A 21463-nucleotide genomic window follows, 5' to 3' on the forward strand; every position below is an offset into this window, starting at 1 on the left:
AACAAAACGGCCCGGCAAAAAGCCAGGCCGTGCAGTCAGTCGTGTTTTTTCATCAGGTGCGGGGACATGTTCAGTTCCCGCGATTGCCGGGCGCGACGCCGGCATCGACGCCACAGGGCCACGCCGAAGTACAGGAACAACAAGCCGACCGCGAGAATGATCGCGGAACCCATCGGCGTGGCATTCAAGTCGCCGAGCGCCGGCGGGCGTCCCAGCAGGCTGGCGGCACCGGCCATCGCCAGCAGCACACCGAACGTCGCCAGCATGGCGGCGATCGCTGCGCCGAATCGAAAACGCCAGTTGCTTTGGCCTTTGGGCCGCAAGCGGCGTGCGTCAAATCCATCGGATAACTTCATTCCGACCTTCCTCAATGGGTATCGGCCCTTCGACCGGGAGTTGACCGGGTTGTTCCTGAGGCTAAGGCAATTGAAGCAAATGCGAGGCTTTTGCGGATGAGCGGCGCGGTGAGCCGCTCATTCGCAGAGATCAGATCAGATCTTGAGTCAGTGCAAGGGTGGCGAAGTTGTCGGCCATGATCGCCATTTCCGCTTCCTGTACCACGGCGGCGCTGAGCACGCGGCCCTTGAACGGCAGGTCGCGGGTGGCGCAGGCGTCTTCGACCAGCGTGCAACGGAAACCCAGGTTCTTCGCCGCACGCACGGTGGTGCTGACGCTGGAGTGGCTCATGAAGCCGCAGACGATCAGGTCCAGCGAGCCGAGGTTCTGCAGACGGTCCAGCAGTTCGGTACCGTGAAACGCACTCGGCAGCAGTTTGCCGATGATGGTTTCATCGCCCTGTGGCTCAAGGCCGGGGATGAATTCGCCACGTTCGCCCTGTGGGTCGAACAGGCCACCGACGGTGCCGAGATGACGCACGTGCACGATCGGCCGACCGGCTGCACGGGCCGCAGCGACCAGTTGTTTGATGTTCGCGACGGCCGCGTCCATGCCGCTCAGGGCCAGCGGGCCACTGAGGTACTCTTTCTGGGCATCGATGATGACCACGGTGGCATGGCTCAGTGTGGCCGCTGCGTAACCGCGGCCGCTGAGTTGAAACATCGTTTTTGGAACGGACATTCTGGGGCTCCTTGGGGTGGGGCTTTTGCGGCATTGTCCTCTGGCTGAGCGCTTCTGTGAACCGCTACCATCGTAGGCGCCGTCGTTACTGGCCTGCAGCCTTGTCAAGTTACACGTTCTGTTCAATAGCTGATGCAAAAATCAGAAAGGTCCTACTGTCGCTCCGCTGATTTTCCTGCGTCGTCGGCGGGCGTTTTGGCTGGTAGAATCGCCAGTCGTTTTTTCTGGAGTTCTGCCCCGTGATCACTTCCCGACTTCGTACCCTGCGCGACCACATCCGTTGGGCCGTCAGCCGCTTCCATGGGGAGGATCTGTTTTTCGGCCATGGCACCGACAATGCCTGGGATGAAGCCCGGCAGTTGGTCCTCGGTGCCTTGCACCTGCCATGGGAGATCGCCGACAGCTACCTCGACTGCGCGCTGGAAGACGACGAGCTGGTCAACCTGCAACGCCTGCTCAAGCGCCGCATCGAAGAGCGCATCCCGACCGCGTACCTGCTGGGCGAAGCTTGGTTCTGTGGCATGTCGTTCATCGTCGATGAGCGCGTACTGATCCCGCGTTCACCGATTGGCGAGCTGATCGAAAACCGTTTCGCACCGTGGATCGGCGACGAGCCGGCACGCATTCTCGACCTGTGCACCGGCTCCGGCTGCATTGGCATCGCCTGCGCCTACGAGTTCCAGAACGCTGAAGTGGTGCTGGCCGATCTGTCGTTCGAAGCGCTGGAGGTGGCCAACCAGAACATCGAGCGCCACGGCGTCGATGAGCGTGTGTACACCGTGCAGGGCGATGGGTTTGACGGGTTGCCAGGTCAGCGTTTCGATCTGATCGTGTCGAACCCGCCGTACGTTGACGCAGAAGATTTCGCCGACATGCCGGACGAGTACCAGCACGAACCGGAGCTGGGCCTGGCCTGTGGTGATGACGGCTTGAACCTGGTGCGACGGATGCTCGCCGAAGCGGCGGATCACCTGACCGAGAAGGGTCTGCTGATCGTCGAGGTGGGCAACAGCCAGGTGCACGTCGAAGCGCTGTACCCGGAAGTCGATTTTGCCTGGCTCGAATTCGAGCGCGGCGGGCATGGTGTGTTCATGTTGACGGCGGAGCAGTGCCGCGATCATCAGGCCTTGTTCGCCTCCCGCGTCTGACCTGACTGACTGTGGCGAGGGAACTTGCTCCCGCTGGTCTGCGAAGCAGACTCAAAACATGCAATGACGGTGCACCAGACATACCGCATGTGCATGTTTTACGACTGCTTCGCAGCCGAGCGGGAGCAAGCTCCCTCGCCACAGGGCAGCGCTGATTTCAGCGGTGTGTGGCAATCCAGATCAACAACCCCGCCTGAAACACCGCAAATGCCACCAGGCAAGTAATGGTAAAACGCAACCCGGCGTCTTCACGCTTGAACTTGCTGACCTTCTCTTCCTGCTTCTTCAGCTTCACTTCCTGCTCGGCCAGGTTCTGCTCGGCCTGTTGCAGCATCTGCGCCGCTTCGAGAATCTCGACGATCTGCAGCTTCTCGCTGTTCCAATCGCCCAGCAAGTCACCGACCTGCACCTCTTTGACGCTGCCCTTCAAATGCTGGGCGTCGGCGTAGACCACGTCAAAACCATGCACGCGCAAGAAGTGATCGCGACGCAGGCGGGTGTCTTCGTTCAGCGCGTCCTTGTTGTTCAGGTCCATGCCGTCGACGGTGTAGGCGGGCCAGCGTTTTTTCGCCCAATTGATGCCTTGCGCGGCCAGGAAGCGACCGATGCCACGGTTCAGCGGTTCGATCTGCAAGCCGCTGTCGGGGCCGAAATGCACACGCTTGCTGGTGTGATTGACCCACACATCGAGATGGTTCTGCTCTTTGCGCACGCGCTGGCCGGGCAGTTTGATCGCCATGCGCATCAGGCTGTGCTCTTTGCTGTTGCGCTCGGCATAGCCGAATTCGACAAAACGCAACGGCCGGCCACCGGTGTGACGGTCAGTCTGCAGCGGGGCCAGGCGGAGCATCTTGTGGTGCTCGACGCTGACGTCCGCCCATGGCAGCTCGACCGCTGGCGGTGCGTCTTTTTCAGCGGTGGTGTCGGGTGAAGTCTGGGTATCAGTCATAACGGCGAGATCCTGTCCAAGCCCTGCTTGTCGCCAGCCGGTTCGCTGGCGACAAAGGCTTATCGGCCGTTTTTTTCAGGACTGGAGGGTAAACACCGTTTAACGGCTGCGAAGTCCGTCAATAAATTCGATGAGTTTGCCGCCCAGCTCCGCCGCCAGTGGCAAATTCGGGTCCTTGTAGGAGGCCAATTGGCGCTTCACATCGGCAGCGACGATGCGCATGACGTGGTTCATGCCGTCGATTACCACCAGTTCGGCATTGGGATTGGCCGCTTTGAGCGCCTGTGCATCGCCGACGCCGACCTGCATGTCGTTGCTGCCCTGAACGATCAGCGCCGGCATCTTCAACTGTGCAAATGCCTTGGCCGGATCCTGACGGAACAGCGAAATCAGATACGGCTGCACGCTCGGGCGGAAGATCGGTTGCAACGGCGCCGGCACGTCGGCATCGGTGTGACCGGCCTTGAGGCTGTCGAGAATCTGGTTGCTGCGCAACATCAACGGTGGCGGCAGGCTGCGCGCCAGTTGCTCGCGGATCACCTGATCCACCGGGCGCGCGCTGCCGGACAGCGAAATCAGCGCAGCGGCGTCGGCACGCGGGGCGGCGAGGGTGGCAATCAGTGCACCTTCGCTGTGACCGAGCAGAATCAACGGGCCGAAACGCGGATCACTTTTCAGCTTCTGGCTCCAGGCTACAGCATCGTTGACGTAGGCCTCCACCGACAGATTGCGCTCGTCAGGCGTGGCCGCGAAGCTCGCAGCGACACCGCGCTTGTCGTAGCGCACGCTGGCAATGTTGTGTTTGGCCAGCACCCAGGCCAGCCGCTTGAGACTGTCATTGCGCCCGCCATCGGGGTTATTGCCGTCGCGATCTGTGGGACCGGAGCCGGCAAGGATCAGGACAACCGGCACCGGGCTGTCGGATTTTGGCAGCAACAGCGAGCCGAAAAGCTCACCGTTGCCGGTGTCCAGAGAGATCGGGCGCTGCAGGACAGTCGCATGGGCAAAACCGGTCAACAGGGTAAGACTCAAGATCAGAACTCGCAGCATCATCACGCCATCATTCGCCAAGGTGCCGGTTGGACTCACCAACACCACTAAGGTTCGAGGATGAACTACTCGGTTAGCCTGCGTATACTGGCGCGCATCACGAATTCGGGTTTGATTTCACGGAGCGTCCTGCATGTCCGGCAATACCTACGGCAAGTTGTTCACTGTCACCACCGCTGGCGAGAGCCATGGTCCGGCGTTGGTCGCCATTGTCGACGGCTGCCCGCCGGGCCTGGAGATCTCCCTCGAAGACCTGCAGCGCGACCTCGATCGCCGCAAGCCGGGCACCAGCCGCCACACCACCCAGCGCCAGGAAGCCGACGAAGTCGAAATCCTTTCCGGCGTGTTCGAGGGGCGCACCACCGGTTGCTCGATCGGCCTGTTGATCCGCAACACCGACCAGAAGTCCAAGGACTACTCGGCGATCAAGGATCTGTTCCGCCCGGCGCACGCCGACTACACCTACCACCACAAATACGGTGAGCGCGATTATCGCGGCGGCGGACGCAGCTCGGCGCGCGAAACGGCCATGCGCGTGGCGGCCGGGGCGATTGCGAAGAAATTCCTCGCCACCCAAGGCATTGTCATCCGAGGCTACATGAGCCAGCTCGGTCCGATCGAAATCCCGTTCAAGACCTGGGATTCGGTGGAACAGAACGCGTTCTTCAGCCCGGACCCGGACAAGGTGCCGGAGCTGGAAGCTTACATGGACCAGTTGCGCCGCGATCAGGACTCGGTCGGGGCGAAGATCACCGTAGTCGCCGAAGGCGTGATGCCGGGCCTCGGCGAGCCGATTTTCGACCGCCTCGACGCTGAACTGGCGCATGCGCTGATGAGCATCAACGCGGTGAAAGGCGTGGAAATCGGCGCCGGTTTCGCCTGCGTCGCTCAGCGCGGCACCGAGCATCGCGATGAACTGACCCCGCAAGGTTTCCTCAGCAACAACGCCGGCGGCATTCTTGGCGGGATCTCGTCCGGTCAGCCGATTGTGGCTCATTTGGCGTTGAAGCCAACGTCGAGCATCACCACCCCGGGCCGTTCGATCGACATTCACGGCAACCCGGTGGACGTGATCACCAAGGGCCGCCATGACCCGTGCGTCGGCATCCGCGCCACGCCGATTGCCGAAGCGATGATGGCCATCGTGTTGATGGACCACCTGCTGCGTCACCGTGGGCAGAACGCCGACGTGCGCGTCAGCACCCCGGTGCTGGGTCAGCTTTGATGGTTGATCGCCAAGCCGTCGCGGCCTGACCGTGGCGGCGCTCCCGTACTGGCGGCTGTCCAGTTTCTATCTGTTCTACTTCGCCTTGCTCGGTTCGACAGCGCCGTTTCTGGCGCTGTACTTCGATCATCTCGGCTTCAGCCCTGCGCGGATCGGCGAGCTGGTGGCGATCCCGATGCTGATGCGCTGTGTGGCGCCGAACATCTGGGGCTGGCTCGGCGACTACACCGGCAAACGCCTGGCCATCGTGCGCTTCGGTGCGGTGTGTACGCTGCTGACGTTCTCGCTGATTTTCGTCAGCAAGACCTACGCCTGGCTGGCGATGGTCATGGCGTTGCACGCGTTCTTCTGGCACGCGGTGCTGCCGCAGTTCGAAGTCATCACCCTCGCGCACTTGCAGGGGCAAACCGCGCGCTACAGCCAGATTCGCCTGTGGGGCTCGATCGGTTTCATCATCACCGTGGTCGCGCTGGGGCGCTTGTTCGAATGGCTGAGCCTCGACATCTACCCGGCGGCGCTGGTGCTGATCATGGCCGGCATCGTCCTCAGCAGCCTGTGGGTGCCGAACGCGCAACCCCCGCAAGGTAACCGGCCAAGCGGCGAAGGTTTCCTTAAGCAGTTGCGCAGCCCTGGTGTGCTGGCGTTTTACGCCTGCGTCGCGCTGATGCAGATGAGCCACGGCCCGTATTACACGTTTCTGACCTTGCACCTTGAACGCCTCGGTTACACACGCGGCACAATCGGCATGCTCTGGGCCGTGGGCGTGGTCGCCGAGGTGCTGATGTTCATGGCGATGAGCCGGATTCTCGTGCGCTTTTCATTGCGTCGGGTGCTGATGGCGAGTTTTCTGCTGGCGGCGCTGCGCTGGTTGCTGCTAGGTTCGTTCGCCGAATTCCTCTGGGTACTGTTGTTGGCCCAGGTGCTGCACGCGGCTACCTTCGGCAGCTTTCATGCGGCTGCCATCGCGTTCGTGCAACGTAGCTTCGGTGCGCGTCAGCAAGGTCAGGGTCAGGCGTTGTACGCGGCGCTGGCCGGCACCGGTGGCGCGCTGGGCGCGTTGTATTCCGGTTACAGCTGGAATGCCCTCGGCGCGACATTGACCTTTAGTATTGCCAGTCTCGCGGCGCTCGCTGCTGCCGTTATCATTGCCACACGTATGCAAGAGGACAGGCCATGAGCCTTACGCGTGAACAGCTCGCCCAGCAGATCGTCGACGCCGGGCGTTTTCTTTATGGTCGCGGCTGGTCGCCGGCCACCAGCAGCAATTACTCGACGCGCCTGTCGCCGAGCGAAGCGCTGCTGACCGTGTCCGGCAAGCACAAGGGCCAGTTGGGCCTGGACGATGTGCTCGCCACGGATCTTTCCGGCAACAGCCTTGAACCGGGCAAAAAGCCGTCCGCCGAAACCCTGCTGCACACCCAGCTCTATAGCTGGCGCGCGGAAATCGGTGCGGTGCTGCACACCCATTCGGTGAACGCCACGGTCCTGTCGCGGCTGACACCGCAAGACTTTATCGAGTTCGAAGACTACGAACTGCAAAAAGCCTTCAGCGGCATCTCCACCCACGAATCGCGGGTGCGCGTGCCGATCTTCGACAACGATCAGGACATTGCGCGCCTCGCCGCCAAGGTGCAGCCTTGGCTCGACGCCCATCCCGATTGCGTCGGTTATCTGATTCGCGGCCACGGCCTCTACACCTGGGGCGCGCAGATGAGCGATGCCCTGCGGCAGATCGAGGCTTTTGAATTTCTGTTTGAATGCGAGTTGAAAACCCGCAGCGTCATGAACCGCCAAGGCTGACTTCACCCGAAGCCGCCCATTTGCCTGATGAAATGCACTGCCCGACCGGTCTGCAAGAACCGGACGGCAAGGCCGTTACCGAGGAATTGCCCATGAGCAGCCTGTCCGTTTATCACGTATCCAGCCCCGAGATTCCGAACAAGGTGCTGACCCATTTCGAAGACATCGCCTCGACGCTCGCCGAGCAGGGCGTACGCTTCGACCGCTGGCAAGCCGCGACGAAGATCCAGCCCGGTGCCAGCCAGGAAGAGGTGATCAGCGCCTATCAGGAGCAGATCGACAAGCTGATGACCGAGCGCGGTTACATCACCGTCGATGTGGTCAGCCTCAACAGCGATCACCCGCAAAAAGCCGAGCTGCGCGCCAAGTTCCTTGAAGAACACCGCCATGGCGAGGACGAAGTGCGCTTTTTCGTTGCCGGTCGTGGCCTGTTTACCCTGCACATCGACGATTATGTCTACGCGGTGTTGTGCGAGAAGAACGACCTGATCTCGGTGCCGGCCGGTACCAAACACTGGTTCGACATGGGCGAGCACCCGCACTTCGTGGCGATTCGCCTGTTCAACAACCCGGAAGGCTGGGTCGCCAACTTCACCGGCGAAGACATCGCCGGGCGCTTCCCACGTCTGGAGGACTGAGCCGATGCCGATCAAAGCCATTGTCACTGACATTGAAGGCACCACCAGCGCGGTGAGTTTCGTTTTTGATGTGCTGTTCCCGTATGCGGCCAAACACCTGCCGGATTTTGTTCGGCAGAACGCCGAACGTGCCGATGTGGCTGAGCAACTCGACGCCGTGCGCCGCGACAGCAATGCACCGCAGGCCGATGTTGAACGGGTTGTTGAAATTCTCTTGAGCTGGATCGAGGAAGATCGCAAAGCCACGCCGCTCAAAGCCTTGCAAGGCATGGTCTGGGCCCAGGGTTATCACGCCGGGCAGTTGAAGGGCCACGTGTACCCGGATGCCGTTGAAGCGCTCAAGCGCTGGCATCAGGCCGGTTATCAACTGTTTGTGTATTCGTCCGGTTCGATCCAGGCGCAGAAGCTGATCTTCGGCTGCTCCGAGGCGGGAGATCTGACACCGCTGTTCAGCGGGTATTTCGACACCACCTCGGGGCCCAAGCGTGAGGCGCAGTCTTACACCAACATTCAACAGGCGCTTGGTGTCGAGCCGCAGGACATTCTGTTTCTGTCCGACATCGTTGAGGAGCTGGATGCCGCTCAATCGGCAGGCCTGAAGACCTGCGGCCTGGCGCGCGAGGGTGGGGAGCTGGGAAGCCATATCACCGTCGACAGCTTCACCGGCATCGAACCCGAAGCCTTCTAACCACACAAGTCCCTGTAGGAGCTGCGGAACGCTGCGATCTTTTGACTTTGATTTAAAAGATCAAGATCAAAAGATCGCAGCCTTCGGCAGCTCCTACATAAGCATTGCGTACAAACAAAAGGCCGTGGAGCAGATGCTTCACGGCCTTTTTTGTTTAATGCGTTTACATTTTTACAGCGAGTGATACGTCGGCAGGGCAAAACGCTGCTGGCTTTGCAGCATTGCAATCTGCGGCAGTTCACTGGCTTCTTTTGCCAGGTCACGACGGATGGCGCTGATTGCCCACGACAGTTGGTCGGCGTTGTGCATTTGCTGGTAGGTCAAGGCGCGCTTGAACACTTTGCCTTCGCTGCTGCGTAAGGTCAGCAAAATCCCGCCATCAGGACGCGGTGCAGTGGTGACGTTGAAGTTGGAGAACAGGGAGGTAAATTTTTCTTGAATCAGGCTCATGTCTTTCAGCTCCGTATGCACTTGAAGGGCAAGCATGCAGAGGAGATTGCAGCGATTGTGCCAGCATTTGAAAAATAAAAAATCCTTTAAAATCAATGGTTTAAAAATAATGAAATTTGCACGGGTCGTGCAAACTGCATGAATGGCCATCGTGCATCCTGCATTTTGCGGGATTCTCTTCAGTTGGACGGAACCAAATGGCAAAGGCGCAATCTCCGCTGCCAGGCATGAGCGGGCGGATACAAAACATTGCAAAAACCGCGTGTACAGCTTGAGAAGCGCTGTCGTATTTTCGATCCCGACCTTGCCCGCAACGCAGGTCATGCCACGGCCCGAACAATAAGAAACCGGCCAGCCAGGTCGAACGGGGAACTGCCATGAGTCACGCGCCGAGCGACACGATTACCTGGAGCATGATGCTCCGCAAACTGCCGACAATCGCCAAAGCCATCCCGCGGGTGGTCAAGGGCATGAAAGTCGCCAACGTCACGGATCCGACCCAAACGTGTGGCCTCGGCTGGACCTTCGAGCAGGCAACCCTGCGTAACCCTGAAGGTCTGGCGATCCTGCAGGACAACGTCTTGCTGACTTACGCGCAGGTCAACCAATGGGCCAATCGCATCGCCCACTATTTGAGTGCGCAGGGTATCGGCAAGGGCGATGTGGTCGCGGTGTTCATTGAAAACCGGCCGGAACTGCTGGTGACCATTCTGGCGCTGGCCAAGCTCGGTGCCGTTAGCGCATTGCTCAACACCTCGCAGACTCGCGATACGCTGATTCACAGCATCAATCTGGTGGCACCAGTGGCGATCGTGCTCGGTGAAGAATTGCAGCCGGCGTTTGCCGCGATCCGCGAGCAGGTGTCGATCCCGGCGCAGCGCACCTGGTTTATCGCTGACCGCGACACCTACAGCCACCCGGGCATTGCGCCCGAGGGCTACCTCAACCTGATCAGTGCCAGTGCCGATGCGTCCGGTGACAACCCGCCCAGCAGCGGCGAAGTGTTCTTCAACGATCCGTGTTTTTACATCTACACCTCCGGCACCACCGGTCTGCCCAAGGCCGGGGTGTTCAAACACGGTCGCTGGATGCGCAGTTCGGCCAGCTTCGGCATGATCGCCCTGAACATGACGCCCGACGACGTCGTCTATTGCACTTTGCCGCTGTACCACGCCACGGGGCTCTGCGTGTGCTGGGGCTCGGCGATCAACGGTGCTTCCGGGTTCGCCATCCGCCGCAAGTTCAGCGCCAGCCAGTTCTGGCCGGACGTGCGTCGCTATAACGCGACCACCCTCGGGTATGTCGGCGAATTGTGCCGCTATCTGGTCGATCAACCACCCAGCGCCGATGACAGCCGTCACGCCGTGCGCAAGATGATCGGCAACGGCTTGCGTCCCGGCGCCTGGGCCGAGTTCAAGACCCGGTTTGCCGTCGAGCACATCTGCGAGCTGTACGCGGCGAGTGACGGCAATATCGGCTTCAGCAACATTCTCAACTTCGACAACACCATTGGTTTCTCGCTGATGGCCTGGGAACTGGTGGCATACGACCACGACAGCGGGCAGCCGCTGCGCAGCGCCAACGGCTTCATGCGCAAGGTCGGCAAGGGCGAGCAGGGCTTGCTGCTGGCACGGATCGATGAAAAGGCCCCGCTGGACGGTTACACCGACCCAGAGAAAACCGCCAGAGTGGTGCTACATGATGTGTTCAGCAAGGGCGACCGCTTCTTCAATACCGGCGACTTGCTGCGCAATATCGGTTTCGGCCATGCGCAGTTTGTCGATCGCCTCGGCGATACCTACCGCTGGAAGGGCGAAAACGTCTCGACCACGGAAGTGGAAAACCTGTTGTTGCAGCATCCGCACATTTCCGAGGCGGTGGCCTACGGTGTGGAAGTGCGCAACACCAACGGTCGCGCCGGGATGGCCGCCATTACGCCCGCCGAGTCACTGGCGACCCTGGATTTCACTGAATTGCTCGCATTCGCCCGTCAGCGCATGCCGGCCTATGCGGTGCCGCTGTTCCTGCGGGTGAAGGTGAAAATGGAAACCACCGGGACGTTCAAATACCAGAAGACCCGTTTGAAAAACGAGGGCTTCGACCCCGCCCAGACGGGGGATGACCCAATCTATGCCTGGTTGCCCGGCACTCAGACTTACGTGCAGGTGACGGATCAGGTGCTGACCGATATTCATCAGGGCAAGTACCGCTATTGAGATTGGCTATGGCCGGACTTGAGAAAAAGGGGGTGACAGCTATCGTCGCGCTCGGGAAACTGTCGGCTTTGCGAATAACCGAAAGTGGAGTTGCCCATGTCTGACCAAAGCCGCCAGATGACCCCTGAAGAAGCTGCCGAATTCACCGAGCAGGTTTTCAACAAGGCGCGCGAAGGTGATGCGCTGATGCTTGATCGGCTGATCAGCGCCGGTTTGCCGGTGAACCTGAAAAACAGCAAGGGCGACACGCTCTTGATGCTCGCCAGTTACTACGGCCACGTCGACGCGGTGCAGGTGCTGCTCAAGCACAAGGCCGACCCGGAAATGCGCAACGGCAACGGCCAGAGCCCGATTGCCGGTGCCGCGTTCAAAGGCGATCTGGCGGTGGTCAAGGCGCTGGTGGAGGCGGGCGCCGAGATCGAAGGTTCGTCCTTTGACGGGCGCACGGCGTTGATGATGGCGGCGATGTTCAACCGCGTTGAAATCGTCGATTACCTGATCGGCAAAGGCGCGGATCCGCAAGCCAAAGATGCCAATGGCATCACCGCGCTGGATGCGGCGCGGACCATGGGGGCGGTCGATACCACGGCGCAGCTGGAAAAACTGCTGGCCTGAGGCTGTCGAGATTCTGTGGCGAGGGAGCTTGCTCCCGCTCCAGTGCGTAGCGCTGGTAAAAATGGTGAGGCCACTGTTTTTGGGCCGCTTCGCGCCCCAGCGGGAGCAAGCTCCCTCGCCACATTGTTCTGTGTGCAGCCGGAGGTCGCAATGCGCTATCCTTCGCGCCCTCGAAATTCACCTTCGCCACAGGATCCGCCGTCATGAAAGCCGCACTCGTCGAACTCATCAGCAAAATCAGCTCCGGCTGCATGGGCGAGGACGAGATCCTGAACGTGGCCGACGAAGCGGCGCAGGCCTACGCCGATGCCGATGCGTTCCTCGCGGCCAACCCGGACATCAACTACGACGACACCTTCCCGATTCCGCTGGGGGAGTGGGTGGTGGTCGGCAGCCTGCCGGACACCGTGCTGTTCCAGGCCGACACCTACGTTGACCTGTTCGCGCAGATCGTCGCCTCGTTTGGCCCGGGCGTCGAATTCAACCTCAAGCCCAAGCAACTGGCCAAGACCGAGGCACTGACCGCACTCAACCGCATTCAGGTGCAGATGAGCAGCCTGAACAAGGAAAACGGCGGTTACACGCTGATGAACTTCAGTCAGCTGCTCGATGACGAGCTGCAAGTGGTGCTGGTCTACGGCAACGACGTGCCACGAGTGCTGGAGCTGTGTGCCGAAGTCGGCATCGCGGCGGCGCCGTCCCTGGAAGCGCTGAAAGTCGCCGTTCACGTCTGAACGCAATAAAAGGGAACCCTTCGCGCGACCGTCTATCCTAAAAGTGCATGCCACTAATCTGGAGTGACACCATGGGTTCCACGTTCAACGGGCTGATTGGCCTGATCATTCTTGCCCTCGACATCTGGGCCATTATCAACGTACTGAAAAGCGGTGCCGAGACCGGGATGAAAATCCTCTGGGTCCTGCTGATCATCCTCCTGCCGGTGCTGGGCCTGATCATCTGGGCGATTGCCGGGCCGCGGGGCAATGTGCGGGTCTGACCACAACTTTGAATGCACCCCATAACCTGTGGGAGCTGGCTTGCCAGCGATAGCATCGCAGCGGTTTCACTGAGAGTCCGCGTCGTCTGCATCGCTGGCAAGCCAGCTCCCACAAGGTTATGTGGATTGTCGATGAACAGAGGTTCGACCTGTCATCTTAGGCAACGTAGAATGCGCGCCTTTCCCGGGCAATCGTCCCCACGATCGACGCCCGCGCATTCATCGGAGCACTTGACCATGACCGTCACCAAGACCAGCGAGTACCTGGAAACCCTCTACGAAGGCTACGGCCAGCGTTTTCGCATGGAAAAACTGCTGCACGAAGTGCGCACCGAACACCAACACCTGGTGATCTTCCAGAACCCGCGCATGGGGCGGGTGATGGCGCTGGACGGCGTGATCCAGACCACCGAAGCCGACGAATTCATCTACCACGAAATGCTCACCCACGTGCCGATCCTCGCCCACGGCACCGCCAAGCGCGTACTGATCATCGGCGGCGGTGACGGTGGCATGCTGCGCGAAGTGACCAAACACGCCAGCGTCGAGCACATCACCATGGTCGAGATCGACGGCACCGTGGTCGACATGTGCAAGGAATTCCTGCCGAACCACTCCAAGGGCGCCTATGACGATCCACGCCTGAACCTGGTGATCGACGACGGCATGCGTTTCGTTGCCACCACCACAGAAAAATTCGACGTAATCATCTCCGACTCCACCGACCCGATCGGTCCGGGCGAAGTGCTGTTCTCGGAGAACTTCTACCAGGCCTGTCACCGTTGCCTGAACGAAGGCGGGATCCTCGTGACCCAGAACGGCACGCCGTTCATGCAGATCGACGAAGTCAAAACCACCGCCGGTCGCCTGCGCAGCCTGTTCCCGGACTGGCACTTCTATCAAGCGGCCGTGCCGACCTACATTGGCGGTTCGATGACCTTCGCCTGGGGCTCGACCAACCCGGCCTACCGCAAGCTGAGCCGTGAAACCCTGCAGCAACGCTTCATCGGCAGCGGCATCGTCACCCGCTATTACAACCCGGAAATCCACATCGGCGCGTTCGCGCTGCCACAGTACGTGCTGCAGGCGATCAACAAGCCAAGCAACGACTGACCAGGCCGATGGATTCCTTGTGGCGAGGGAGCTTGCTCCCGCTTGAGTGCGCAGCACTCACAAAGTCTGCGATCTCAAAATATTTTGGGGCCGCTTCGCAGCCCAGCGGGAGCAAGCTCCCTCGCCACACAATTTTTCCAGCCATGAAAATGATGTTTTTTTCATGTTCGTGCGCCGCAATCCTTTTGAACGATCAATCTCGCCAAAAGTCGAGATAGTAGTAAGCCCATTTGCGGGTTTGATCGAGGAGGCACCGATGCAAAAGTGGAAAGTCACTTTCGTGGACGATCATGGTGAAATTGTCGATGAGGTGTTCGAGCGCGCGGAATGCCCCAGTGACGACGAGGCTGCACGCCTGATCAAGGAACGGCTCCTGCCGGTGGCCGCCAAACTGGATCTGAACGATCTGGAAGGGCGAACCCCTGATGCTGGCGTCAAAAGCCTCGAAACGCAGAACAGCATCAAGATCCGCAGCATCACTCCAATCTGAAAATCTTCCTTTCATCCGCAACAACCAGGCCTTGGCAGCAGCTCTATCTTGGGGCTACTCTGCAAGCGAGATCAGCGAACGAATCGCTAAGGTCTGGTCTTGTCAGCTACATGCTTGTTTCCCGCCGGCAACCGGTTTGCCGATGTACTTCTGGCCTGTAAGGCCCGGGGCGGGAATACGGAAAGTCTATCCATCTATCCGAGGGGGACGTTTCATGAGCACAGCCTATCAAGAAGACATCAGCAGCAACGTACTGCGCCGCATGAAAGAAGGCGGTTTCGACTTTTCCCGGTTCCATCCCATCGAGTTCTACGCCATTTTCCCGGACGAGGAGCGGGCGCGCAGGGCGGCGGGCAAATTTCGTGGTGAATCCATCAATGCCCAGGTCAGTGCGCGCGAAGATGGCGCCTGGTCACTGGAACTGAGCAAAGTGATGCACGCGACCTATGACGACATTGGCGATTTCGAGCAGGGCTTTTCTGCCGTGGTCGAGCCGCTGGGCGGCATCATCGAAGGCTGGGGCGTCAAGCAGGAGGTGCGCAACCGCCATCGTCTGAACTGATCTCTGGTTTCAGGTATTGAGCAACGGCTGACCTTCGGGTTGGCCGTTGTCGTTTTCAAGATCAAAAGATCGCAGCCTCCGGCAGCTTCTGCACCAATCACCTGCAGGAGCTGCTGGAGGCTGCGATCTTTTGCTTTTTACTTTCAAAACATTTCAGAAAGGCAAAAAAAAGCCACCGGAGAGGGTGGCTAAAAGGGAAGACCGATAAGGAGAGGAAACCGGTCAGGGTTACGGCCTGCGGGGACTGCGCGGGCAGTCCGGATCAGTGGAGCTGAAGTCTTCAGTGGGAACGTTTTCAGCGAATGCGCCGATTATCCGCAGCCCGGCGCAAGCAGTGAAATCAACTCTGACTATGCTGGTGATAGGCGATGCAGTGCGTCGCAATGAAGCGGGGGCAATCCTGTTGGAGCATTTGCCGCACAGGAATGGTGCGGTGCTTGCGGCTTGATTATCCAACCGATTGAAATCAAAGCGTTTATGCCGATGGCACGGGCCTTGCGAAGGCCTGTAGGTCCGGGTGACAAGGAGTACGGCATGATCCGCACCTATTTTGATGAAATGTACGATGCCGGCGGCCAGGTCCGCCCGCATTACCGGGAGTTCGCCCGCTGGCTTGCCGACACGCCTGACGAGTTGCTGGCGCAACGGCGGCGCGAGGCCGACCTGCTGTTCCACCGGGCCGGGATCACCTTCACGCTCTATGGCGACGAGCAGGGCACCGAGCGCCTGATTCCGTTCGACACCATTCCGCGCAGCATTCCCGCCAGCGAGTGGCGGATCGTCGAGCGTGGCTGTATCCAGCGGGTCAAGGCGTTGAACATGTTCCTCGCCGACCTCTATCACGAGCAGCGCATCATCAAGGCCGGGATCATTCCCGCCGAACAGGTGCTGGCCAACGAGCAGTACCAGTTGGCGATGCAGGGCCTGGACCTGCACCGCGATATCTATTCGCATATTTCCGGCGTTGATCTGGTGCGCGACGGCGACGGCACCTACTACGTGCTCGAAGACAACCTGCGTACCCCGAGCGGCGTCAGCTACATGCTTGAAGACCGCAAGATGATGATGCGCCTGTTTCCCGAGCTGTTCGCCGCCCAGCGCATCGCGCCCATCGATCACTACCCGAACCTGTTGCTCGACACCCTGAAAAGCTCCAGCCCGATCGACGACCCGAGCGTGGTGGTACTGACGCCGGGGCGCTTCAACAGTGCGTTCTTCGAACACGCCTTTCTGGCACGAGAAATGGGCGTCGAGCTGGTGGAGGGCGCGGATCTGTTCGTGCGTGACGACAAGGTCTTCATGCGCACCACCGACGGGCCGAAAGCGGTGGACGTGATCTACCGGCGTCTCGATGACGCTTTCCTCGACCCGCTGGCGTTCCGCCCGGACTCAATGCTCGGCGTACCGGGACTGCTGTCCTCCTATCGCTCGGGCAACGTGGTGCTGGCCAACGCTATCGGCACCGGCGTGGCGGACGACAAGTCGGTGTACCCGTTTGTCACCGACATGATCCGCTTTTACCTCGACGAAGAGCCGATCCTGAAGAACGTGCCGACCTGGCAGTGCCGCAATCCCTCGGAACTTTCCCACGTACTGGCCAATCTGCCGGATCTGGTGGTCAAGGAAACCCAAGGCTCCGGCGGTTACGGAATGCTGGTGGGGCCGGCGGCGACGGCGGCGGAAATCGATGCATTCCGCGAGCGGATCAAAGCCAAACCCCACGCGTACATCGCGCAGCCGACGTTGTCACTGTCGACCTGTCCGACCTTTGTCGAAAACGGCATTGCACCACGCCATATCGACCTGCGTCCGTTTGTACTGTCTGGCCGCGAAACCCGGGTCGTGCCCGGCGGTTTGACCCGTGTCGCCCTGCGTGAAGGCTCCCTGGTGGTGAATTCCTCCCAGGGTGGCGGAACCAAGGACACCTGGGTGGTCGAGGATTGAAGGAAGCTTGCCATGTTAAGTAGAACTGCCTCGGATCTGTACTGGATGTCGCGTTACCTGGAGCGGGCGGAAAACCTCGCGCGGATGCTCGATGTCAGTTATTCGCTGTCGCTGATGCCGCAGGACGGTCGCGGCGACGGTCTGCACGAGCTGGCCATGCCGCTGCTGATTACCGGCACCCTCGACGATTACCTGGAGCGTCACGGCGAACTGCACGCCGAACGCTTGCTGCACTTTTTCGCCCTCGATGCGGCCAACCCGGCGAGCATCTACAGCTGTCTCGGCGCGGCGCGGGCCAGTGCGCACGCGGTGCGTGGACGAATCACCGCAGACATGTGGGAGAACATCAACGCCACCTGGCTGGAGATTCGCGGCATTGCCGAGCAGGGGCTCAGCCGTTACGGCATGAGCCGTTTCTGCGAGTGGATCAAGGAGCGCTCGCACCTGTTCCGGGGCGCGTCCTACGGCACGATCATGCGCAACGATGCGTTCCGCTTCATTCGCCTGGGCACCTTCATCGAGCGTGCAGACAACACGCTGCGCCTGCTCGATGCGCGCTACGAAATGGCTGGCGATCAGGCCGAGGCCGTCAGTGACGGCACCGCCCACGCTTACTATCAATGGAGTGCGCTGCTGCGTGCGCTGTCGTCCTTCGAGGCCTACACCGAAATCTACCGCGACGCCCCCGGCGCCCGGCATGTCGCCGAGCTGCTGCTGTTGCGCGCCGACGTGCCGCGTTCGTTGCGTGCCTGCACCGAGGAAATCGACCAGATCCTCGCCCAGTTGCCAGGGGCCAACGGCCGTCCGGCGCAACGTCTGGCCGCTGAGATGGACGCGCGTCTGCGCTACACCGGCATCAACGAAATCCTTGCCGAAGGTCTGCACGCCTGGCTCACCGAATTCATCCCGCTGGTGCGCCAGTTGGGCAACGCGATTCACAGTTCTTACCTGGAGGCTGCATGAGACTTTCCATTAGCCACGAGACCACCTATCACTATGAAGATCAGGTGCGGGCGAGCATCCAGTATCTGCGCCTGACCCCGCACGACAGCGAGCGTCAGCACGTATTGAGCTGGCAGCTTGACCTGCCGCGACCGGTGCGCGCGCAGCTCGATCCGTTCGGCAACATCCTGCATGTGCTGACCATGGATGAACCGCACGAAGCGATCATCATCGGCGCCCGCGGCCAAGTGGATATCGACGAGTTGCGCGAGGCCGAGCATGAGAGTCAGTCGGCGCTGCCGTTCCTGCGCTTCACTCGCCTGACCGAGGCGGACGAAGCGTTGCGTACGTTTGCCGAAAAATCCTGCAAGCGGCGACGCGACCGCACCGCCCTGATCGATCTGATGCACGGCTTGAATCAGCACATGACCTACACGCCGGGCTCCACCGAAGTCGACACCAGTGCCGCCGAAGCCTTCGCCGGGCGCGCCGGGGTTTGCCAGGACCACACTCATGCCTTTCTCGCCTGTGCACGCAGCCTGGGGATCCCGTCACGCTACGTTTCCGGCTATCTGTACAGCGAGGACGCCGAGCACCTGGCCAGCCATGCCTGGGCCGAAGCATGGCTGGACGACGCCTGGTACAGCTTTGATGTGACCAACCAATTGGCCCGCCCGGAGCGCCATCTGAAACTGGCGGTGGGCCTGGATTATCTGGATGCCTGCCCGGTGCGCGGCATGCGCCGGGGAGGGGGGAGCGAGCAGATGCATGCGAAGGTGTTGGTGTCGCCGACGCCAGTCATTTCCGTGCAGCAACAGTAGATCCGGGATACCGCTATCGCTGGCAAGCCAGCTCCCACAGGTTTTGCGCTGACTCTGAATCCGCGGTAATCCTGTGGGAGCTGGCTTGCCAGCGAAGAGGCCGGTGATATCACCGCAACGCTTATGGCTTGATCTTCCGCCCAGCCATGTGCTGCAAATAGCCGATCAGTAACTGCAAATCCCCCTCCGGCAACACCTCCGCCGAAAACCCCGGCATCTTCGCCTGTGGCCACTGGCGCAAACTCTGTGGATCACGAATGTAGCGCTTGAGGAAGTCCGCGCCGAAATACTCGGTCGGGTTGTACGGAATGTTCAGGTCCGGCCCGAACTGCGCATCGCCCGCACCGTTCAAGCGGTGGCAGGCCAGGCAGTTCTTCTGGAACAGCGCAAAACCCTGATTCACCGGGTCATTCGCTTTCAGCGCGGGATCCGGCAACAGGGCAGGGAAACGTTCGGCCACTGGCGCCATGCGCTTGATGCTTGCCACCTGGAACGGCCATTGTTCCGGGCTGATATTGCCGGCCTGCGGGTCGGTCCATACCAGATAAAACGGCCCTGCGCTGTGCTTGCCTTCGGACAGCGGCGGCCACGGCTGCGCCGGGTCTTCGATCGCCAGCCAGGCCCGTGCGCTTTTGGTATTGAGCAACGGTGCAGCGCTCAGCTCGGCGGCAAAGCCGTCCAGCGCCACCGCTTGCAGATGATCGTCCGGTTTGATGCCCGTGAGCAGCGCCGCGACCGGGACGGCGCGATAAGTCATGTCCTTCTTGTAAGACACATCATTTTTGATGGTCAGGGTTTGTACCTGAGGGTGCTTGAGCAATTCCTCGGTCTGCCAGGTGTGACGAGTTGCGCCCAGCTGCAGATCCAGCTGTGCGGCAGACAAGGGCATGCTCAGCAGCATGGCCCAGAACATAATGAGCGTTTTCAAATGATCGCCGTCCATGTCGTAGGAGTGCGCAAAGGTTGGCACAGCCACGCTGGCCCGGGAAGCGTGCCAGTCACATTGTTGATGGCAATGAAATGCACCCGGCCGTTGAGTCAGCCGATGACCTTGGTCAGGTTCGGCAAAATCAGCAACAGCGTGGTGGCGAAAAGAATGAGCCCGGCTTGACGAACTTTCGGTTGTTTGAACATGGCTTGACCGCCTTTATTGTTATTTCCTGATGTTTGCCTGCATATCCATGACGGCAAACGCTGCACTTCCTGTAGAAGAACGTCGGCCCCGGCAAAACCCGACGACCCTGACGTACATGTAATACCTTAGAGCCCGCGTCACGCGCGGCTTAGATCCATTTCGTATGTATTTGCTGCTGCTGGCAATAAAAAAGACATGAGGCGTATTGCCAGCTTCTGCGCCGACCGCTTGCTAGACAACTCGCCGACCTGAACCGGTTCACCTGAGGGTGGATGACCGTCCGTCTGAGCGTGCGCGTCAACATCATTGAGCGCTGTGGTCATTGAATCCTCGACGGCGCGGGACAACAGTGAGACCACGAAATTCACTCACCGCACAGGTTCGAGGACGTCATGACCCAAGCTTTGATTTTCGATGCGCTACGTACGCCCCGTGGCAAAGGCAAGGCCGATGGCGCGCTGCACAGCGTCAAACCGGTGAATCTGGTCGCGGGGCTGTTGACCGCGCTGCAGAGCCGTACCGCGCTGGACACCAGCCAGGTCGATGACGTGGTACTCGGTTGCGTCACGCCGATTGGCGATCAAGGTTCCGATATCGCCAAAACCTCGGTGCAGGTGGCGGATTGGGACGTCAGCGTCGCCGGTGTGCAGATCAACCGCTTCTGCGCCTCCGGTCTGGAAACGGTGAATCTCGGCGCGATGAAAGTCCGCTCCGGTTTCGAAGACCTGGTGGTGGTCGGTGGCGTCGAGTCGATGTCGCGGGTGCCGATGGGCAGCGACGGCGGCGCCTGGGCGCTGGATCCGCAGACCAACCTGCACAGCCACTTCACCCCGCAGGGCGTTGGCGCGGATCTGATCGCCACCCTTGAGGGCTTCAGCCGTGAGGATGTCGATGCCTATGCGTTGCACTCGCAGCAAAAAGCTGCACGTGCCCGGGCCGACGGTTCGTTCAACAAGTCGTTGGTGCCGGTGCAGGACCAGAACGGCATTATCCTGCTCGACCACGACGAATTCATTCGCGCCGAATCGACGATGGAAGGCCTGGGCAAACTCAAGCCGAGTTTCGAAATGATCGGCCAAATGGGGTTTGATGCCACGGCGCTGCGGGTTTACAGCCACGTCGAGCGAATCAACCACGTACATACGCCGGGCAACAGCTCCGGGATCGTCGACGGTGCGGCGCTGATGTTGATCGGCTCCGAAGCCAAGGGTCGTGCGCTGGGTTTGCAGCCTCGGGCGCGTATCGTCGCCACGGCGGTGACCAGTACTGACCCGACAATCATGCTCACCGGCCCGGCGCCGGCCACCCGCAAGGCGCTGGCCAAGGCCGGTTTGCGCGTGGAAGACATCGACCTGTTCGAGGTCAACGAGGCGTTTGCTTCGGTGGTGCTCAAGTTCATCAAGGACATGGCGGTCGACCCGGACAAGGTCAACGTCAACGGCGGCTCGATCGCCATGGGCCATCCGCTGGGCGCCACCGGATGCGCGATCCTCGGCACCTTGCTCGATGAGCTGGAAACCCGGCGCCTGCGTTATGGCCTGGCGACGCTGTGCGTCGGCGGCGGCATGGGCATTGCCACCATCATCGAACGCCTTTGAGCCCC

The 21463-nt window shown here is 60.5% G+C and carries 23 protein-coding genes; 17 read left to right on the top strand and 6 right to left on the bottom strand.

The window, feature by feature from the left end; translation table 11 throughout:
* Positions 1–35: 35 nt before the first annotated feature.
* Both B1722_RS25270 and B1722_RS25275 read right to left on the bottom strand, forming a co-directional pair.
* Positions 36–356, bottom strand: coding sequence for a hypothetical protein (locus tag B1722_RS25270; RefSeq protein WP_041068857.1), 321 nt, complete (start codon positions 354–356; stop codon positions 36–38).
* Positions 357–486: 130 nt separating this feature from the next.
* Positions 487–1077, bottom strand: coding sequence for a cysteine hydrolase family protein (locus tag B1722_RS25275; RefSeq protein WP_003223193.1), 591 nt, complete (start codon positions 1075–1077; stop codon positions 487–489).
* A 239-nt stretch (positions 1078–1316) separates the two neighbouring features.
* Here B1722_RS25275 and prmB point away from each other — a divergent pair, with 239 nt between their 5' ends.
* Positions 1317–2225, top strand: coding sequence for a 50S ribosomal protein L3 N(5)-glutamine methyltransferase (prmB, locus tag B1722_RS25280; protein ID WP_086794742.1), 909 nt, complete (start codon positions 1317–1319; stop codon positions 2223–2225).
* A 157-nt stretch (positions 2226–2382) separates the two neighbouring features.
* Here prmB and B1722_RS25285 read toward each other — a convergent pair whose 3' ends face one another.
* On the bottom strand, positions 2383–3174 hold the full coding sequence (locus B1722_RS25285; protein WP_047292952.1) for a hypothetical protein: 792 nt from the start codon (positions 3172–3174) through the stop codon (positions 2383–2385).
* Between the two features lie 99 nt (positions 3175–3273).
* On the bottom strand, positions 3274–4227 hold the full coding sequence (locus B1722_RS25290) for an alpha/beta hydrolase (protein ID WP_086794791.1): 954 nt from the start codon (positions 4225–4227) through the stop codon (positions 3274–3276).
* A gap of 130 nt (positions 4228–4357) precedes the next feature.
* Between B1722_RS25290 and aroC the strand changes: the two genes are divergently transcribed.
* The 5 genes from aroC (at position 4358) to mtnC (ending at position 8575) form a co-directional block, all read left to right on the top strand.
* A complete protein-coding gene (aroC, locus tag B1722_RS25295; RefSeq protein WP_086794743.1) occupies positions 4358–5449 on the top strand; it encodes a chorismate synthase in 1092 nt (363 codons plus the stop codon).
* A gap of 31 nt (positions 5450–5480) precedes the next feature.
* Positions 5481–6626, top strand: coding sequence for an MFS transporter (locus B1722_RS25300; RefSeq protein WP_086794744.1), 1146 nt, complete (start codon positions 5481–5483; stop codon positions 6624–6626).
* A complete protein-coding gene (locus B1722_RS25305) occupies positions 6623–7249 on the top strand; it encodes a methylthioribulose 1-phosphate dehydratase (protein WP_041068872.1) in 627 nt (208 codons plus the stop codon). Before B1722_RS25300 ends, B1722_RS25305 begins: the two co-directional genes overlap by 4 nt.
* 92 nt (positions 7250–7341) lie before the next feature.
* Positions 7342–7887: an acireductone dioxygenase gene (locus B1722_RS25310; protein WP_041068937.1), complete on the top strand. Its 546-nt coding sequence runs from the start codon at positions 7342–7344 to the stop codon at positions 7885–7887.
* A 4-nt stretch (positions 7888–7891) separates the two neighbouring features.
* Complete coding sequence (gene mtnC / locus B1722_RS25315) at positions 7892–8575, top strand: acireductone synthase (protein ID WP_086794745.1); 684 nt, start codon at positions 7892–7894, stop codon at positions 8573–8575.
* 171 nt (positions 8576–8746) lie between these two features.
* Here the strand turns inward: mtnC and B1722_RS30205 are convergent, their stop codons facing one another.
* Entirely contained in the window at positions 8747–9025 is a 279-nt protein-coding gene (locus B1722_RS30205) for a DUF3509 domain-containing protein (RefSeq protein ID WP_086794746.1), read from the bottom strand.
* A 377-nt stretch (positions 9026–9402) separates the two neighbouring features.
* On the opposite strand from B1722_RS30205, the gene B1722_RS25325 reads away from it, so the two are divergent.
* The 10 genes from B1722_RS25325 to B1722_RS25370 all read left to right on the top strand — a co-directional run bounded on the left by B1722_RS25325 (position 9403) and on the right by B1722_RS25370 (position 18725).
* A complete protein-coding gene (locus B1722_RS25325) occupies positions 9403–11241 on the top strand; it encodes a long-chain-acyl-CoA synthetase (RefSeq protein ID WP_086794747.1) in 1839 nt (612 codons plus the stop codon).
* A 96-nt stretch (positions 11242–11337) separates the two neighbouring features.
* Positions 11338–11856, top strand: coding sequence for an ankyrin repeat domain-containing protein (locus B1722_RS25330; RefSeq protein ID WP_041068881.1), 519 nt, complete (start codon positions 11338–11340; stop codon positions 11854–11856).
* A gap of 203 nt (positions 11857–12059) precedes the next feature.
* Positions 12060–12590 (top strand): hypothetical protein, encoded by a 531-nt coding sequence (locus tag B1722_RS25335; RefSeq protein ID WP_047292960.1) that lies wholly within the window; start codon positions 12060–12062, stop codon positions 12588–12590.
* Between the two features lie 71 nt (positions 12591–12661).
* Entirely contained in the window at positions 12662–12853 is a 192-nt protein-coding gene (locus B1722_RS25340) for a PLDc N-terminal domain-containing protein (RefSeq protein ID WP_007960694.1), read from the top strand.
* 237 nt (positions 12854–13090) lie between these two features.
* Positions 13091–13966, top strand: a complete 876-nt coding sequence (speE, locus tag B1722_RS25345; RefSeq protein ID WP_041068886.1) for a polyamine aminopropyltransferase — start codon at positions 13091–13093, stop codon at positions 13964–13966.
* Between the two features lie 256 nt (positions 13967–14222).
* A complete protein-coding gene (locus tag B1722_RS25350; protein ID WP_041068889.1) occupies positions 14223–14456 on the top strand; it encodes a hypothetical protein in 234 nt (77 codons plus the stop codon).
* 214 nt (positions 14457–14670) lie between these two features.
* The gene (locus B1722_RS25355) at positions 14671–15018 is read left to right on the top strand and encodes a ribonuclease E inhibitor RraB (RefSeq protein WP_041068892.1); all 348 of its coding nucleotides are present in this window, start codon (positions 14671–14673) and stop codon (positions 15016–15018) included.
* Positions 15019–15552: 534 nt separating this feature from the next.
* Entirely contained in the window at positions 15553–16962 is a 1410-nt protein-coding gene (locus B1722_RS25360; protein ID WP_041068899.1) for a circularly permuted type 2 ATP-grasp protein, read from the top strand.
* Between the two features lie 12 nt (positions 16963–16974).
* Entirely contained in the window at positions 16975–17925 is a 951-nt protein-coding gene (locus B1722_RS25365; protein ID WP_007960702.1) for an alpha-E domain-containing protein, read from the top strand.
* Positions 17922–18725 carry a transglutaminase family protein gene (locus tag B1722_RS25370; protein ID WP_041068903.1) on the top strand — a complete coding sequence of 268 codons (804 nt, stop codon included), beginning with the start codon at positions 17922–17924 and terminating at the stop codon, positions 18723–18725. Before B1722_RS25365 ends, B1722_RS25370 begins: the two co-directional genes overlap by 4 nt.
* Positions 18726–18846: 121 nt before the next feature.
* Here B1722_RS25370 and B1722_RS25375 read toward each other — a convergent pair whose 3' ends face one another.
* A complete protein-coding gene (locus tag B1722_RS25375) occupies positions 18847–19668 on the bottom strand; it encodes a cytochrome c (RefSeq protein WP_041068907.1) in 822 nt (273 codons plus the stop codon).
* 584 nt (positions 19669–20252) lie between these two features.
* Between B1722_RS25375 and B1722_RS25380 the strand changes: the two genes are divergently transcribed.
* Positions 20253–21458 carry an acetyl-CoA C-acetyltransferase gene (locus B1722_RS25380; RefSeq protein ID WP_086794748.1) on the top strand — a complete coding sequence of 402 codons (1206 nt, stop codon included), beginning with the start codon at positions 20253–20255 and terminating at the stop codon, positions 21456–21458.
* Positions 21459–21463: the final 5 nt, after the last annotated feature.

Source organism: Pseudomonas sp. SCPG-7 (assembly GCF_002156405.1).
In the GTDB taxonomy this organism is placed as follows: domain Bacteria; phylum Pseudomonadota; class Gammaproteobacteria; order Pseudomonadales; family Pseudomonadaceae; genus Aquipseudomonas; species Aquipseudomonas parakoreensis.

What these genes read in the sequence shown, in the direction of transcription:
- B1722_RS25270 (WP_041068857.1), bottom strand. Translation starts at nt 356, where the DNA reads ATGAAGTTATCCGATGGATTTGACGCACGCCGCTTGCGGCCCAAAGGC.
- B1722_RS25275 (WP_003223193.1), bottom strand. Translation starts at nt 1,077, where the DNA reads ATGTCCGTTCCAAAAACGATGTTTCAACTCAGCGGCCGCGGTTACGCA.
- B1722_RS25285 (WP_047292952.1), bottom strand. Translation starts at nt 3,174, where the DNA reads ATGACTGATACCCAGACTTCACCCGACACCACCGCTGAAAAAGACGCA.
- B1722_RS25290 (WP_086794791.1), bottom strand. Translation starts at nt 4,227, where the DNA reads ATGATGCTGCGAGTTCTGATCTTGAGTCTTACCCTGTTGACCGGTTTT.
- aroC (WP_086794743.1), top strand. Translation starts at nt 4,358, where the DNA reads ATGTCCGGCAATACCTACGGCAAGTTGTTCACTGTCACCACCGCTGGC.
- B1722_RS25305 (WP_041068872.1), top strand. Translation starts at nt 6,623, where the DNA reads ATGAGCCTTACGCGTGAACAGCTCGCCCAGCAGATCGTCGACGCCGGG.
- B1722_RS25310 (WP_041068937.1), top strand. Translation starts at nt 7,342, where the DNA reads ATGAGCAGCCTGTCCGTTTATCACGTATCCAGCCCCGAGATTCCGAAC.
- mtnC (WP_086794745.1), top strand. Translation starts at nt 7,892, where the DNA reads ATGCCGATCAAAGCCATTGTCACTGACATTGAAGGCACCACCAGCGCG.
- B1722_RS30205 (WP_086794746.1), bottom strand. Translation starts at nt 9,025, where the DNA reads ATGAGCCTGATTCAAGAAAAATTTACCTCCCTGTTCTCCAACTTCAAC.
- B1722_RS25325 (WP_086794747.1), top strand. Translation starts at nt 9,403, where the DNA reads ATGAGTCACGCGCCGAGCGACACGATTACCTGGAGCATGATGCTCCGC.
- B1722_RS25330 (WP_041068881.1), top strand. Translation starts at nt 11,338, where the DNA reads ATGTCTGACCAAAGCCGCCAGATGACCCCTGAAGAAGCTGCCGAATTC.
- B1722_RS25335 (WP_047292960.1), top strand. Translation starts at nt 12,060, where the DNA reads ATGAAAGCCGCACTCGTCGAACTCATCAGCAAAATCAGCTCCGGCTGC.
- B1722_RS25340 (WP_007960694.1), top strand. Translation starts at nt 12,662, where the DNA reads ATGGGTTCCACGTTCAACGGGCTGATTGGCCTGATCATTCTTGCCCTC.
- speE (WP_041068886.1), top strand. Translation starts at nt 13,091, where the DNA reads ATGACCGTCACCAAGACCAGCGAGTACCTGGAAACCCTCTACGAAGGC.
- B1722_RS25350 (WP_041068889.1), top strand. Translation starts at nt 14,223, where the DNA reads ATGCAAAAGTGGAAAGTCACTTTCGTGGACGATCATGGTGAAATTGTC.
- B1722_RS25355 (WP_041068892.1), top strand. Translation starts at nt 14,671, where the DNA reads ATGAGCACAGCCTATCAAGAAGACATCAGCAGCAACGTACTGCGCCGC.
- B1722_RS25360 (WP_041068899.1), top strand. Translation starts at nt 15,553, where the DNA reads ATGATCCGCACCTATTTTGATGAAATGTACGATGCCGGCGGCCAGGTC.
- B1722_RS25365 (WP_007960702.1), top strand. Translation starts at nt 16,975, where the DNA reads ATGTTAAGTAGAACTGCCTCGGATCTGTACTGGATGTCGCGTTACCTG.
- B1722_RS25370 (WP_041068903.1), top strand. Translation starts at nt 17,922, where the DNA reads ATGAGACTTTCCATTAGCCACGAGACCACCTATCACTATGAAGATCAG.
- B1722_RS25375 (WP_041068907.1), bottom strand. Translation starts at nt 19,668, where the DNA reads ATGGACGGCGATCATTTGAAAACGCTCATTATGTTCTGGGCCATGCTG.
- B1722_RS25380 (WP_086794748.1), top strand. Translation starts at nt 20,253, where the DNA reads ATGACCCAAGCTTTGATTTTCGATGCGCTACGTACGCCCCGTGGCAAA.